The sequence below is a fragment of the Fibrobacter sp. genome (assembly GCF_045601785.1).
In the GTDB taxonomy this organism is placed as follows: domain Bacteria; phylum Fibrobacterota; class Fibrobacteria; order Fibrobacterales; family Fibrobacteraceae; genus Fibrobacter.
Genome location: NZ_JAZSAF010000073.1, coordinates 1 through 14,559, shown reverse-complemented (window position 1 = coordinate 14,559; position 14,559 = coordinate 1). Strand labels below are relative to the sequence as shown.

The window sequence follows — 14,559 nt, the reverse complement described above, 5'->3', positions numbered from 1 at the left end:
ATTCCTTTAACCTTTATTTAGCAAGCTTTAAGTTCCAGAGGATCTTGGTACCCGAAGCCACCCACGGCAACTGTGCCGGAGCGTACGGATTTTCGGCGGTGGGCCAGTTCGTCCACACGCGGTCGCTGAATTCGTAGAACTGTTCGGGCAGGTAGACCAGCGGAATAGAGGGCTGGTCTTCCATAAAGATCTTGTTGAGTTCGCGGTAGGCCTTCGCAATTTCCACGGAGTCCGTCATCAGAGGAATAGCGGAAAGGAGCTGGTCAACTTCGGGGCGGAAGCCTTCGGAACCCGGCTGGTTGTAACGGCCGATGTTCACGCCGGCCCAGGCACCGAGCGGCTGCCAGTCGCGGCTCGCCATAATTTCGTTGAAGCGGCTCCACGGAAGAGACGGAGTCACGTCGGCGACAGGCTTGTGCATCACGAGGTCGAAGTTACCAAGACCCATGGCCGGCCAGTAGGAACCACCATCCACGAAGCCTTCGCGGATATCGATACCGGCCTTGCGCATGCCTTCGACAGCGATAGTCACCATGGCTTCCCAGTCGGTCCAGCCGTTCGGGCTAGTGATGTAGAGGGTCGGGAGACGTTCGCCCTTGGCATTTTCCATGTGGTCCAAGGTACCGTCATCGTTGAACACGGACTTGAAGCCCGCTTCGGAAAGAATCTGCTTCACGGCAGCGAGGCGTTCGGCTTCATCGCTGATGCCAAGGTTCACACCGTACTTCTCGAGGTCTTCGTCAACAATGTACTTGCCTTCGAGGTCCGTCGGCATGATGAGGCCGGCCTTGAGGGTAGAGGTGTAGTTAGAAACGGCGAACTGGCGCAGAGCGTTGTAGTCAATTGCCGTAGCAAGAGCACGGCGGAAACGCTTGTCGTTCAGGGGTTCCTTAAGGGTGTTGATCACGAGCATGGGCATTGCACCCGGACGGAAGTAAGGCGGCTCGTTCCACCAGGTGTGGACGCCTGCAGAAGCCTTACGCTGAATGCGGGGAATAAAGCTCTGGGAGGCATCAAGGTTGCCTTCGCGCATGGCGATGGTATTATGTTCGTTGTTCTTGTAAATCGGGTGAACAATGAACTTCGGAGCCGGAAGCTGTCCGTTATGGAGGGCGGCGTTGCCCCAGTAGTCGTCGCGGCGTTCAAGAATAATCTTGTTCGGGTCAGCGCTACGCAGGTTGTACGGACCCGAAATCACCGGATTCTGGTCCATGGGGAGCTTCTTCGTCTCGTCGAGACCCTTTTCCTTGATCAGCGGTTCAAACACATGCGACGGAGCGATACGGGTCGACTGCAACATGTCGCGCACGGTCAGCGGGTTGTTGCGCTTGTCCTTAGCGACCATGAAGGAAAGACGTTCAGCAACGGTACCGTCTTCGTTCTTCTTCAAGGTGTCGATATGAATAGCGGAAATCTGTTCGGTAGAGTTGATGGAACCGCGCAGGAACATGAAGGTCACGTCGGTAGAAGTCACCGGCTTACCGTCGCTCCACTTGGCGGCGGGGTTCAGGTCCACAACGATGGAGTCGTTATTGGAAAGCTCTTCGACCAAGGTGCCCAGAAGGGGTTCGATCTTACCATTCAGGGAGTTGTAGGTGATGAGCGGTTCGTACATCAGGTTGAAGCGTCCGCCCACCGGCCAGGAAGCCATCCAGCTTTCAGCTAGCGGGTTAAACGAACCCGGAGCGTCGTTCTGCTGGCCCGACAAGTACAGCGTCTGTTGACGGGGAAGCGCGCCACCCAGCGAACCTTCGGAAGATGCGTCGCCGCAACCCGAAAGGAGCGCACCGGATGCCGAGAGCGCAAGCGCCGTCTTGGCAATCGATTTCAATCCAATCATTTGTGTCCTCTTTTATAAGCTATAATAAGCTTCAGTGAAAAATTTTCTCTCGTAATATAGATTTAAATGAAAAAATTGTTCTGCGCTTTTTAAAAAATAGTGTTTACAAAGGGATTTTTTGCAATCCCCGTAACTCGTTGACCATCAATATGTTTACGGAATTTTACAGACCGCAGGAAGCTATCGGATTACCAGTTCCGATCTCTTGGCCACTCCGCCATTCACCTGCAGGACCCCGATATAGCGGCCAGGCGGCACCGCCCCAGTCGACACCGTCTCAAAATAGGCGCCAGGCGCACGGTTTCCGAAATCGGCGAACTTTACCAGGCGGCCCTGCATATCCAGGAGTGCGAACTTAACCGCCCCCGGGGCGGACACCTCAAAGCGGAGCGCGACCGCATTCTCCTGAACCGAGACGGCAAAGGACTTTCCATGCACGGCGGCCGTCTCGATACGCTGTTCCTCCTGATAATTGATCCGAAGCTCAACATGGCCGCTGTTGCCCCACAGGGTGTCGTTTCCGACCTTGATTCCCACACGGTATATCAAATCGAACTTTCCAGAGACAGACTTTGCCTTGGCAAGCGAATCGAGAAGCTTTTTGCTCGCTGGTTCCATGACCAAAACCTTGTCCGAGCCATTGTCCATATCGATAACGGCATCGTCCATTTCCTGCTGCACCAATTTCGTCAGGGACTTGTTGTCCTTCAAGTCAAGCACTGCGTTTCCTGCAACTGGCACATTCGTCACACCACGGAGCTTCGGATAGGACTTCCCTTCCTTGATGGTCCATACGGAATCGAAGTCAAACAGGGCAAAGCTCTCCTGCTTACGCATGTCTTCTTCCTTCAAGCCGACACCGATGTAGTTATAGCAGCCTTCGTTAATGAAATAGAATCCTTCGTCGTTGCTCCCACGGGTATTCTGCTGCACACAATATGAAGTTCCATCGGCTCGGTAGGCCTTCCCGGTTGCATATCCGCGGACCAGTGCATTTGTCCCGCTCGCATTGGCAAAGGCGGCAGAACCTTTCCACCCGGCGCTTTCATACACATTGCTAGTCGAATAGCAGTCCTCGATACTGCGCGAGTTGCTTGCGGCAAAGGCGATTCCATTGTAGACATCGCCCGTAGAGTAGGACTGCCTGATAAATCCTTCATTTTCCGCGACAAATCCTGCTACCGCCCACGGCATTTCGAGCAATCCCCTAACTGTTCCAGTGGCAAATGAATGGACAACTTCGCCATGCCACTTGTTCACCCCAACAAGGCCGCCGACGTTCCTTTCTCCCGAGAGGTTCACAAAGGAGCCTACACCATCTACATGGCCGCTAGAATAGTTCCAGCCGATTGCCCCGCCCACTGCGGTTGCCTTTGTCGTCTTTGCATCGATGGTTCCCAACGCAGTCGACTTAGAGACCGTTCCTGCATTGACAGCGACAATGCCACCGGCAATGCTGTCCGCTTCGATATTCACCTTGGCACGGCAATCAGAAACCACCGCATCGACCTCGTTGAAAGCGACAACGCCTCCGGCAATGGCGTTGCTCGGTTCCGTCCCGTGCTTCACGACGATATCGACGACGCTCCCGGCAATGGTTCCTTCATTGACAACGGCGATTCCTGCGGCATCGTCTCCATCCACGGCCGCAGTTAAGTACAAACTATCGACCAGGCCTTCGGCACCAATCCGCGTGATGAAAGCAGCCTGTCTACGCACGCTATCGGCCACCGCTTCTACATACAAATTCTTGATTGCGTGTCCACCGCCATGGAACTTGCCCGTGAACACCCCAGCCGTATCCCTGTCGCCGTAACTGCTGAAGAACATGGCCGAAGAATCCACCAGTCGGTTCCCGATAGGCTCAAATCCCCTGTAGGCCGGATGGCTTTCGTTTTCCGACTTAGATGCAGAAGCATCGATATCATTTGCAAGGCGGTAAACAGCAGAAAGTGCGTACTTGCCCTTGCCTATAGACTTCAGGTCAGCGTAGGTCTTCACAAGGAACGGATCGTCTTCCGTTCCAAAGCCATCCATGCGGAGCAGGCTCGTGTCGCCGCCTGCATTCACACCGGGAGTAACACGCTCCCACCAAATCCAAATCAGATAAGGATATGTCGAATCTTTCTCTATATCCCATAAATCATCCGGATCGCCCCAGGGTACATAAGAAATCAATTCCTCTGTCGAAAGGGCTCCATCACCGAAGGTCGAGTCAAGATGCCAAAGCGAGCTGTCATAGTAAGCCACGCCAAAGGGAATCGTGTCGGACTTGCCACCTGCAACACCACCCCGATCGGACTCCGCATCCACGCGTCCCGCCGCAAAGGCACCACCTATCTTCGAGTCCCTGGAATAGCCCACGAGGCCGCCCACATACCTGTCGCCCTGGATATGGTCAATCGAATAGCTATCCACTATTTTGGCAGAATCCAGATACCCTACGAGGCCGCCGACAAATTTGTTACCCGTGACGGTTCCCTTCGATGCATTCTGGTTGAGCGTTCCCGATTTCTTGTACCCGGCGATAGAACCTACATAGTTTTCCCCGTAGACGTTTCCACGCACATAGATGCAATCAAGCGTCGTTCCGAAATCGACGCCCGCAAGGCCGCCCACATCATTCTTGCCGCGAATGTTTGCCGACAGCAGCAACACCTCGGAAACCTTCGCCGAAGGATCCAGCGACCGGAACAGCCCCACGGAATCTTCGTCGGGGCGACGAATCGTCAAGTTCGAAATTTCCTTTCTATTACCCATAAACACGCCGGTAAAATGGCCGATGGGTTCAAATCCCTTGCAATTCTTGCCAGAGGCATCGCAGTTATCCTTCACCGATTCCGAAGCATCGATATCCGCGGTAACCTTGTAGTACAAGTTAGTCGCGTATTCGTACTTGCCCACATACTTGAGATCTTCGTAGCTCGAAATCAGGTAGGGATATGCCTCGGTACCGAATCCCGACAGCATGTTCACCGTTCCGTCATCCTTCAGATCCCCCGAATACACGGGATCCATGCCGAAGAAATAAGGATAGGACTTTCCTTCTCGAATCGTCCAAACTGACTCGAAATCAAACCCTTCATAAGTCGACTTCTTCAGCATCTCCGATGTGCGGCGACCTTCGTCTTCATGGATATTCTCGGCAACGGTGCTATCGAAGTAAACATCCGACATATTGAGTTCGCGATAACCATAACTTGAACTTGCGCGGCCTATAATTCCGGACGGTTCGGGAGCCTTAATTATACTGGCAGAATACGCATGGACAATCTCTTCACTATCTCCACAGCCATTCCATCCAGTACCAATTTCGCCAGCAATTCCACCAACATTCTCATAGCCCTTGATAACGCTTACCGAGAAAGTATTTGTCATGCAGGCAGACAAGTGTCCGACCACGCCTCCAACGTTTTCTTGACCCCAGACACTTCCGGTACCGGCAACAATGTTCAGTTCCGTTGTTCCGGACCGTCCCAAATATCCAGCCGCCCCCACCAGACCACCAACAAATTTGACTCCCCGAACATCACAGTTCAACGCAAAAACATTGTCTATGCGGGAATCGTCTATATCTCCCGCCAAAGCACCAACATAATTTTTTCCCGTGACCTTTACATTTTTCAAAGTCAGGTTCTTGATGGTCGCATATTTTACATAGCTGAATAGTCCCACAGCATTTTCATCCGGCTTGTCTATAGTCAAGTTGCTGATGGTATGCTTCTGGCCATCAAACACTCCTCTGAAAGCGCAGTCGATAGGCTCGAAGTCAGCGGAAGAACCGTCGATATCTTCAACAAGAACATAGTTCGAAGAATCGGAATAGTCCCCCGTACCAATAGCCCGCAAGTCCTTAATGTCTTCGATCTGGAAAGGGCTTTCGGCTGTCCCTTCGCCACTCATGGTTCCACCCGCGGCAAGCGCACCGGAAACGGCAAACAGCAGCGCGCCGCCCATGCGCAGTGCAAATGTCTTGCAGAACATTTTCATTTGTTCCTCCTTACTTACAATCTACTCCGGATAAATATAGTACCTAAAAAAAATTCCGTGTACAAGGACAAGAAAAGCGTTCCCTTAAAAGGAACGCTTCTCTTAGTAAGTTCTATTGGTTTAAGAAATTACTTTTTGCAAGCCTTCTTGCATGCGCACTTCTTGGCAGGAGCGGCCTTGCAAGCCTTGCGCGGGTCACCGGCGTACACGGCAGCCTTGCCGAGTTCTTCTTCGATGCGGAGGAGGCGGTTGTACTTGCAAACGCGGTCCGTACGGGAGAGAGAACCAGTCTTGATCTGGCCAGCGGCAGTACCGACGGCGAGGTCAGCGATGAAGGTGTCTTCGGTTTCGCCAGAGCGGTGAGAAACGATCGGAGCATAGCCTTCGTTCTGAGCACGCTTGATAGCAGCGAGAGTTTCGGACACGGAGCCAACCTGGTTCACCTTGATGAGGATGGCGTTAGCGATACCGGCCTTGATGCCTTCGTCGAAGATGGTCGGGTTGGTAACGAACAGGTCGTCACCCACGAGGTTGATCTTGGACCCAAGCTTGTCGGTCATGACCTTCCAGCCAGCCCAGTCAGCTTCATCGAGACCGTCTTCAATGGAGAAGATGGAGTACTTGTCGATGAGCTTTTCGTAGAGCTTCACCATGTCGGCAGACTTGACAGTCTTCTTGGTGCTCTTCTTGAAGGTGTAGGTTTCCGGCTTGCCAGCCTTGGTGTTCTTGTCGCAGAATTCAGAAGAAGCAACGTCAAGAGCAATCTTGATGTCAGTGCCGAACTTGTAACCGGCATTGGTGGTTGCAGCCTTCAAAGCGTCGAGAGCCTTTTCGAGGGTCATCACGCCAGTGATTTCGTAACCGAACTTGTTCTTAGCCGGCTTGATAGAAACGCCAGGAGCGAAGCCACCTTCGTCACCAACGGTGGTGTCGAAGCCGGCCTTCTTCAGCACAGCCTTGAGGGCGTGGAAGATTTCGGTGACCATCTGGAGGCCCTTGGAGAAAGTCTTTGCGCCAACCGGAGCGATCATGAATTCCTGGAAGTCGATCGGGGCGGAGGAGTGAGCACCGCCGTTGATCACGTTGCACATCGGGCACGGGAGCGTGAGCTTCTTGGTGCCATGGAGCTTGGCGATGTACTGGTAAAGTGGAAGGCCAGCGTCCTTAGCGGCAGCAACGCAAACAGCCATGGAAACGCCGAGGATTGCGTTTGCACCGAGCTTGTTCTTGAGCATGCGGTTGCCGTCGAGAGCGATCATGGCGTCGTCGACTTCGGTCTGCTTGGACGGATCCATGCCGATGATCTTCTTAGCAATCTTGGTGTTCACGTTCTTCACGGCAGTGAGCGTGCCCTTGCCGCAGTAAGTCTTCTTGTCGCCGTCGCGGAGTTCGCAAGCTTCGCGTTCGCCGGTGGAAGCACCGCTCGGAACAGCTGCGTGACCAACGATACCGTTGTCAAGAGTAACATCGACTTCGAGAGACGGATTGCCACGGGAATCCAGGATCTGACGAGCCCAAACTTTAGCGATTTTAGCCATTTTATTAACCTTCTGTTAAAGTGAAAATTTTTGTGCCTTAAATATAAAAAAGTAAAAAGTAGGAAGTAGACAGTAGGAAGAAAAAATGTGAAGATTTGGTGATTAATGGTTAGCAGAAAAAACGTCATTTTTCCACGACATGCCCCGAAAGCTCGCGGAAATCGTCTTTTTTATACAAAGTAACTCCAGGGGATACCAAGTGAAACACGGACTGCTCGGCAAGGGCATCGAGGCTGAACTCAAAGGAATCCAGGCGGTTACGGTAGCTGTCGTTAGAATTGTCGAACGACACCATGTAAGGCGGGCGCTTGAGCTTGCCCTGCTCCACAAGCGACAAAATTTCCACCCCTACCCTATCGTTAGACACGACCCACGCATCTACAGGCGGAATCTCTTTCACCAGCTTAAGCAAAATACGGCTGAAAAGTTCGTACGCCCCCTTCTCCTGCATAAAATCAAAATGGCTCGCATGGCTCGCATCGGTCGCTTCGATTACCTCGAGCCCCACCTTCTTGAGTCCTTTCAGGCGGTCCCTCGACCACATGCTCATGTGGTAAGGCGAAATAAAGGCGACGCGTTCCATTCCCTTTTCTTTCAAGAAATGCCCCACCGCGCGCCCCGGGAAATCACCAAAGGCCAAATTGAAGAACGCGTAGCGCTTTTCTTTTTTCAACGCGCGGGGAATGTCGTATAGCGGGTGTTCCCACCACACCGAAATAGGGAACCGCGTGCAGGCAAGCAGGGCAAAGAGTTTGCTTATATTGAACACCAGCATGGTCGAAACGACGGCACCGAAGTATTCGCCGCAGTCCTCCAGCCTGACCCGGTTTCCGGCGGCATCTAGAAAAAGCCCCTCATTTTCATAGTACCCAAGCGCCTTGACTTTAAGCTTGTTGCGGCGCGCCTCGGCGTACACCTTCTGCATGAACGTGAGTTCGCGTTCGCCAAGCCCGTTAAAATCCCCGTTCGGATTGCAACGCATAATCAAGAGGATTTCTTTCAAATTGACCGCAGACGATCTTGTATTCTTGAAGTAGTAACGCCCACGACCCTTGCGGTCAAGCACTCCCCTTTCACGCAGCATTTCAAGGGTTCGGCTCATGGAACCCGACGTGGTCCTGTAAACTAAGCACAAGTCCTTAATCGACGGCAGCGTACTGTCTACCGAAATCTTGCCGGATTTCCAATCTTCTAAAAGCAGGCGTTCCAAGCGTTCAGTCTCGTGCTCGCTTGCATCTACCACAATTTCGGGCTTCTTGCCCCAAAAGTAACCATTACCGTGCTCTCCGTAGATTTTGCCTTGTTCTACCAGGCGCTTATACGCCTGGAAAACGGTAAAGGTCGAAGCCCCCTGCGACGCAGCCACCTTGCGCACAGATGGAAGCCTTGCGCCGTCCTTGAATCCGGACGATTCTATCCACTTGCAAAATTCATCGACAGTCATCGGGCCTCCGTCATAACACTAGATACACTTTAACATAAATATAAACAATTAAAACGTCTTTCGCAAAATCCCGAACATATCTTTAAAAACGTAAAACAACATCACCGGCGTTTAACGCCAATCGGGGGTTATATGAACAAGAAACTATTCTTCTCTATGTGTGTCGCACCAGTCGCGGCCATGGCATTCCAGGTCGGCGCCTGGGTCGGTGGCCCGGGTCAGTATCCGCAGCCCACGCAGCAGAACGTGCAGGCGTTCCAGGATTTGCAGGGCACGCACCTCGACCTGATCAGCTACTTTGCACTTTTCGACATCAACGACTGGAACGCAACCGAAGAATACGCGAACGTCGCCAAAGACAACGGCTCCACACTGGTGGTCACTTGGATGGCTAACGGATACGGTGCCCAAGACTTGGTCGACGGCAAGGCCGACGAATACATCCGCGATTACGCCAAGGGCGTCAAGAACTACGGCGAAGAAATCTGGCTCAGGCCGCTCCACGAGGCAAACGGCGACTGGTACGACTGGGGCGTAGGGAAATCGGGCGCCGGCAACACCGACGCAAATGTGGCCGAGGCATTCCGCCACATCGTGAAAATTTTCCGCGAAGAAAATGTCGAGAACGTAAAATGGGTATGGACCACCAACGCCTCGAACCAAGGCAGCGGAACCACGCTCACCGGCAACTACCCCGGCGACGACTACGTGGACTACATCTCCATCGACGGCTACAACTGGGGCAAATGCCAGAGCTGGTCCAGCTGGCAGACGTTCTCGCAGGTTTTCAAGAAGGCGTACAACGCGCTCGCGAACATCGACAAGCCGCTCTTCATCGCCGAAATTTCCAGCTCCGAACTGGGCGGGAACAAGGCCGAATGGATCACCGACATGTTCGAGCACTTCGCCACGGACTTCTCACGCGTATTCGCGGTGATGTGGTTCAGCCAGAGCAAGGAAGCCAACGAAGGCGACTGGGCACTCAACACTTCGCAGGCCGCCGTTGACGCATGGAAGGCCGGCATCGCGAAGATGAAGGCAAGTGAGCCCACCTCATCCAGCAGCCAAGACATAAACTCAAGCTCTTCGGACAACAACACTGGTATCAAGCCTACCGGGAGGGCCGCCGGCAACTCCTTTCGCCTGCAAGACGGCAAACTCTACATGCAAACAAGCAAGACCATAAAGGCAAGTGTCGTGCAGTTCGACTACCAGGGCCGTTTTTTGTGGCAGAGCGCCGTACAGCACTTTACCCCGGGCGTACACGCCATCGAAGTTCCCGACACCCATGCGCGGAGCATGTACAGACTAAACGTGGTACGATAAATGACGACAAGGGAGAACTCCCCTCCTTAATACCCTCCCGGCACGTCGAACCACCGTTCGACCGTGGGCGCCTTACGGCGCTAATTTTGTATACTTCCTCTAGGATAATTCTGTGCTAAAACTTTGATTTCTTGCACATGTCGATGGCTTCCTTCATCGACTTGAACTGATTCTGCTTGAACCTTTTGTAGCGTACCCTTTTCTTTCCTTTATAGAATGCCATCCCCGCCGTCTTCCGTGCGGCATCGTCACCTAGTTCCTGGACCGTATTCTCGGAGAAATTTGCGGGTAACAAAATTTCCTTGAACAGTATGTTGTTGCCAAGGGCATCATAAAATGCCTTGATATCATTTGCCTCTTTCAGCTCCAAATAGAGCCAAAGCGCCTTGCGATCCCATCCGATAAAATTCCCATTTGCATCCATGACAAAGTCTAGCCCGTGTTCCACAGCCTTGCACCCACCCGAGGTCGACTCGTCTCTATTGCAAGAATAAAATGATTTTTCCCACAATTTCTTCTTTTTGAAATCACTGAAATTTGCGTAGCAATCTCCACCCAACGGGTCTTTAACTTCATTATAGGTCTGGTCCGGCACATTCGACCCAAAAACCACAAGACGTTCCCCGTTCACGTCAAAGCATTCCAGGTTTTCGTCGAGCCCTTCGGGCTTACCCACCATATTCATCCGCTTGGTGCTGACATAATAAAGAGGCTCAGCCCATTTTTTTTCTCTATAACTAAAAAAACAAGGCATCATTCCATCGGGCAATGCGACTTCTTGCGATAATCCCGAAGATTTGTCTTTCGCTGTGCATCTCCAATCCGATTCGTCCTGTTTCAATTCCCATGTTGTCGAATCCATCGTCGGGGAGCAGGGACCGTCAATAATGACATCCAGTTCCGTCTTGAACAATGCGGGACTGTAATACGGGCATACACAAAAAAGACCGCTTTCCCATTCCGCCTTGATTTTCTTACCGTAAAGTTCTCGGATAAAGGCGCTATCCACCTGCTTAAACTTTTCGTCAGCATCAATATCCTGGAAAACCTTTGCTCTCCCTATAGACGGATTTGCCACGACCCTTTTGCGTAAGCGTTCCATATCCGAACACAAATTGCAGCTGAACTTACTTGGCTCGGCATCGTAATTTCCATCCAGCTGGATTTGAGCCCCTTTATAATTCAGTACAAGGTTATTCGTCCAGACCGTGCGTCCGCACATCAGTGAATCCGGCCAGTTCCATTCCGTATCAGGAACAGCCTTTTGAACAGCCCTGATTTCCAGCGAAAAAAAGCCTTCATAATGTAAATCAAAAGACGAAACACAAAAATGCGCCGTCGAAGGGCTATGCGCAAAAATGGAGCCTGCAAGCAGGGCAACAACCAAAAGCAATTTCCTATTCAGCCACATCATCGCAAAAGGTCCTTCATCTTGATGCATTTTCCGAAAGCTTTGCAATCTTCACCGCATTCTTTCCAGTACACTTCGGATCCGTCACGGACACGTACATCTGCAGTCTGTCCCGTTTCATCGAGATTTATTCTTTTCTTTTCCTGAAGCTCGTCCTTATTGCACTTACCTCCAATGCGAGCATAGAACACAACATCTTTCTCAAATGTCTTGAAATTGCAGGTCAGCGTATTTTTTGAAATAACCGGAACGCTCGTTCCGTATAGCTTCTTCGCGGGAATTCCCTTGAGAGCCTTCGCGCTGATATACTTTGGAACAGGCAAATGGATTTCGTTTGCAACGACAGTCTTCGCATGGCAGGTATCCTGTTCTATAGAATGCACCAATTTCCGTTTGCCGTATTTTGCAAAATCCATTTCGTACGTTTTTTCGACGCGCATTTCCCCGGAGCATCCTATCGTTTCACCATCGGTAAAGGAAATCTGCGGTAACACGTCGTAATAGTTCGTCAGGTGGAGTTCCGCATTCTTACTCCCATTCACGCAATATTCCAAGGCAGGGATTGTGTCGTTACATTCACCTACCAGTCGCGCATAAAAATCAACTTCCATCGGATTTACTTGAGTTTCGTGGTAAGGATCCCAAGCTGCTGTCCAATACCCCCTAAATAGCTGTCCATAAAAATTCTTCAATGTTTCCCGGGCATTTCGCAACTTGAGTGGAACCTTTTCATCGGAATTCCACTTACTATTATTTCCATCCCTGCTGCCATACAATTTCACTTTCTTGATTCGTTTCAACTCAACCGGCATATCAAAAAAGCCGCAATCGAAACAGACCCTTGTTATTCCGCCAACTCCACTATGGCGGCGTGGAGAAGTGAGAGAATAAACATCTTCAGGGCAATTTATATCATAGGGGAAAAAGACTTTACTTTCTGTCGCCCAACGTGTTTCGCATGGGTATTCTCTACAAGAAACCGAATCCGGGTAATTCCATTCCCGAATCGGTTCATCTATATCCTTTATCAGCATCGGACGATAAGTGTTGTCATCTAAAATATCGGCACAGTATTCCGCAATGCGCTCAGAATCCGCAGCGGCACCCCAGACAAGGCAAAGACAGGCAAGACAAATGCTACGGAGCCTCATGCATTTTCCCCCAATCCTTACAAGTCTTCATCACATCAGCAAACGAAGAGAATTTTCCCCGTTTATAGTTCCTGCTTTCAATCTTTTCCGACCACAGATAGAAATCGATACCCGTGAGGTTGGGCGCCGCAATATTCCCCGCCTTAATAATGTCCTCGCTTTCCAGCTCATTCGGAAAAGTCTGATAAAATTCTTCCGACTTGGGATTCTTCAAAACCCAGGTCATCAGGGAATCCATACTTTTCCTCTTGTTCGCCTCGAAATAATAGAACAGGGCTTCCCGCGAAAATCTTTCTACTTTCAATTTCCCGTTCACGAGAAATTCCATTCCCTTCTCCACGGGCTTGCAGCCATTGGGGGTTGCTTCCGTATCCTTGCAGGAATGGTACCAGATTCCCGCCTGCTCGGTATAAAACGGGACCTCGACATCCTTGCCCAGGTTTCCACAGTTCTTGCCGTTGTCGCGGCAGCGTGATTTGCTATTCCATAAAAGACTGTCGTAGAACTGCTCCGGAGCATTGGTCTGGAGCATGATATACGCGTTACCCTTGGCAATAAAGCACTCCACCTTGTCCCCGACAAGCGCAAAGTCTCCGTCCATCGGCATTGTCCTAGCCCCTGCATAATCCATAATTACACAGGAATCCCCTACCGGTTTGTAGCATGGGAAAATGTACCAGACACCTTCTTCTGTAGAGTCTGCAAAAATAAGGCACGCAAATACGATTGCCGCCCAAAGTGCCTTTTTATATACCCCCAACTGGCTCAAAATATCACCTCATCTATCCGACCCAATTTTCTATAAACTTCTTTGTTCCCTCAACCAATACTATAGAATATAAAAAAACATATTCTCAAAGATGGCAAATAAAACACCCATAACAGAAAAGCTCCGCTTTTAAAGCGGAGCCTTCCTCTAGGATAATTCTGTGCTTATGCAAGAATTAGAAACGGAAGTGGGCGAAAGCCTTGTTGGCTTCGGCCATCTTGTGCGTGTCGTTCTTCTTGCGGACAGCGTTGCCTTCACCGTTCTTGGCAGCAACGAGTTCGGCAGCAAGGCGGTCAGCCATGTTGGCTTCGTTGCGGCTACGGGCGGCATCAAGGAGCCAGCGGAGAGCGAGAGCCTTGGCGCGGTCCGGTGCAACTTCCATCGGAACCTGGTAGTTGGCACCACCGATACGGCGGGACTTCACTTCGAGACGCGGCTTGATGTTTTCGAGGCAGAGTTCGAACTTTTCAAGCGGAGTTTCCGGACCTTCGAGCTTCTGACCGAGCATTTCGAGAGCGGTATAGACGATCTGTTCAGCAATGGTCTTCTTGCCCTGCTTCAACACGACACCGACGAGTTCGGTAACGAGCGTGGACTTGTAACGCGGATCCGGGAGGATGGAGCGATGGAGAGCCTTTCTTCTTCTAGACATATTCTACCTTCCTTACTTCTTGGCCGGAGCGGCACCCTTCTTCTTAACACCGTACTTGGAGCGGCCGTTCTGGCGACCGTTCACAGCCTGGGTATCCAGGGTACCACGGATAATGTGGTAACGAACACCGGGGACGTCCTTCACACGACCACCGCGGATGAGCACGATGGAGTGTTCCTGGAGGTTGTGACCTTCACCCGGAATGTAGGCGGTCACTTCCATCTTGTTGGAAAGACGCACACGGGCGATCTTACGAAGAGCGGAGTTCGGCTTCTTCGGGGTGCTGGTGTACACGCGGGTGCAAACGCCGCGCTTCTGGGGGCAGGACTTCAAGGCCACGGAAGCGGTCTTGTTGCTGATCTGTTCGCGTCCGTTGCGGACGAGCTGTTGAATAGTTGGCACTGTTAATCTCCTAGATTTTGGAGTGCAAATATAGTT

Annotated in this window: 10 protein-coding genes; 1 reads left to right on the top strand and 9 read right to left on the bottom strand. The window is 51.5% G+C overall.

What is annotated here, in order from left to right:
• Positions 1 to 13 precede the first annotated feature (13 nt).
• From ACKI61_RS11415 to ACKI61_RS11400, 4 genes are all read right to left on the bottom strand, one after another.
• Positions 14 to 1,840, bottom strand: coding sequence for an ABC transporter substrate-binding protein (locus ACKI61_RS11415; protein WP_407457824.1), 1,827 nt, complete (start codon positions 1,838 to 1,840; stop codon positions 14 to 16).
• 180 nt (positions 1,841 to 2,020) lie between these two features.
• A complete protein-coding gene (locus tag ACKI61_RS11410) occupies positions 2,021 to 5,830 on the bottom strand; it encodes a ZmpA/ZmpB/ZmpC family metallo-endopeptidase-related protein (RefSeq protein WP_407457823.1) in 3,810 nt (1,269 codons plus the stop codon).
• A gap of 128 nt (positions 5,831 to 5,958) precedes the next feature.
• Positions 5,959 to 7,368 (bottom strand): phosphopyruvate hydratase, encoded by a 1,410-nt coding sequence (gene eno, locus ACKI61_RS11405; RefSeq protein WP_407457822.1) that lies wholly within the window; start codon positions 7,366 to 7,368, stop codon positions 5,959 to 5,961.
• Between the two features lie 124 nt (positions 7,369 to 7,492).
• A complete protein-coding gene (locus ACKI61_RS11400) occupies positions 7,493 to 8,812 on the bottom strand; it encodes a GntR family transcriptional regulator (protein ID WP_407457821.1) in 1,320 nt (439 codons plus the stop codon).
• A gap of 132 nt (positions 8,813 to 8,944) precedes the next feature.
• On the opposite strand from ACKI61_RS11400, the gene ACKI61_RS11395 reads away from it, so the two are divergent.
• Positions 8,945 to 10,138 (top strand): glycoside hydrolase family 26 protein, encoded by a 1,194-nt coding sequence (locus ACKI61_RS11395; RefSeq protein ID WP_407457820.1) that lies wholly within the window; start codon positions 8,945 to 8,947, stop codon positions 10,136 to 10,138.
• A 115-nt stretch (positions 10,139 to 10,253) separates the two neighbouring features.
• Here ACKI61_RS11395 and ACKI61_RS11390 read toward each other — a convergent pair whose 3' ends face one another.
• From ACKI61_RS11390 to rpsL, 5 genes are all read right to left on the bottom strand, one after another.
• Positions 10,254 to 11,579: a hypothetical protein gene (locus ACKI61_RS11390; RefSeq protein ID WP_407457819.1), complete on the bottom strand. Its 1,326-nt coding sequence runs from the start codon at positions 11,577 to 11,579 to the stop codon at positions 10,254 to 10,256.
• Positions 11,549 to 12,160, bottom strand: coding sequence for a hypothetical protein (locus ACKI61_RS11385; protein WP_407457818.1), 612 nt, complete (start codon positions 12,158 to 12,160; stop codon positions 11,549 to 11,551). The genes ACKI61_RS11390 and ACKI61_RS11385 overlap by 31 nt, the downstream gene beginning before the upstream one ends.
• 526 nt (positions 12,161 to 12,686) lie before the next feature.
• Complete coding sequence (locus ACKI61_RS11380) at positions 12,687 to 13,307, bottom strand: hypothetical protein (protein ID WP_407457817.1); 621 nt, start codon at positions 13,305 to 13,307, stop codon at positions 12,687 to 12,689.
• Between the two features lie 337 nt (positions 13,308 to 13,644).
• Complete coding sequence (gene rpsG / locus ACKI61_RS11375; protein ID WP_407457816.1) at positions 13,645 to 14,121, bottom strand: 30S ribosomal protein S7; 477 nt, start codon at positions 14,119 to 14,121, stop codon at positions 13,645 to 13,647.
• A 12-nt stretch (positions 14,122 to 14,133) separates the two neighbouring features.
• Positions 14,134 to 14,523 (bottom strand): 30S ribosomal protein S12, encoded by a 390-nt coding sequence (gene rpsL / locus ACKI61_RS11370; protein WP_072980597.1) that lies wholly within the window; start codon positions 14,521 to 14,523, stop codon positions 14,134 to 14,136.
• Positions 14,524 to 14,559: the final 36 nt, after the last annotated feature.

Bases quoted from the DNA above. Each gene is read 5' to 3' on its own strand.
- ACKI61_RS11415 (WP_407457824.1), bottom strand. From the start codon at position 1,840: ATGATTGGATTGAAATCGATTGCCAAGACGGCGCTTGCGCTCTCGGCA.
- ACKI61_RS11410 (WP_407457823.1), bottom strand. From the start codon at position 5,830: ATGAAAATGTTCTGCAAGACATTTGCACTGCGCATGGGCGGCGCGCTG.
- eno (WP_407457822.1), bottom strand. From the start codon at position 7,368: ATGGCTAAAATCGCTAAAGTTTGGGCTCGTCAGATCCTGGATTCCCGT.
- ACKI61_RS11400 (WP_407457821.1), bottom strand. From the start codon at position 8,812: ATGACTGTCGATGAATTTTGCAAGTGGATAGAATCGTCCGGATTCAAG.
- ACKI61_RS11395 (WP_407457820.1), top strand. From the start codon at position 8,945: ATGAACAAGAAACTATTCTTCTCTATGTGTGTCGCACCAGTCGCGGCC.
- ACKI61_RS11390 (WP_407457819.1), bottom strand. From the start codon at position 11,579: ATGCATCAAGATGAAGGACCTTTTGCGATGATGTGGCTGAATAGGAAA.
- ACKI61_RS11385 (WP_407457818.1), bottom strand. From the start codon at position 12,160: ATGGAAGTTGATTTTTATGCGCGACTGGTAGGTGAATGTAACGACACA.
- ACKI61_RS11380 (WP_407457817.1), bottom strand. From the start codon at position 13,307: ATGCCGATGGACGGAGACTTTGCGCTTGTCGGGGACAAGGTGGAGTGC.
- rpsG (WP_407457816.1), bottom strand. From the start codon at position 14,121: ATGTCTAGAAGAAGAAAGGCTCTCCATCGCTCCATCCTCCCGGATCCG.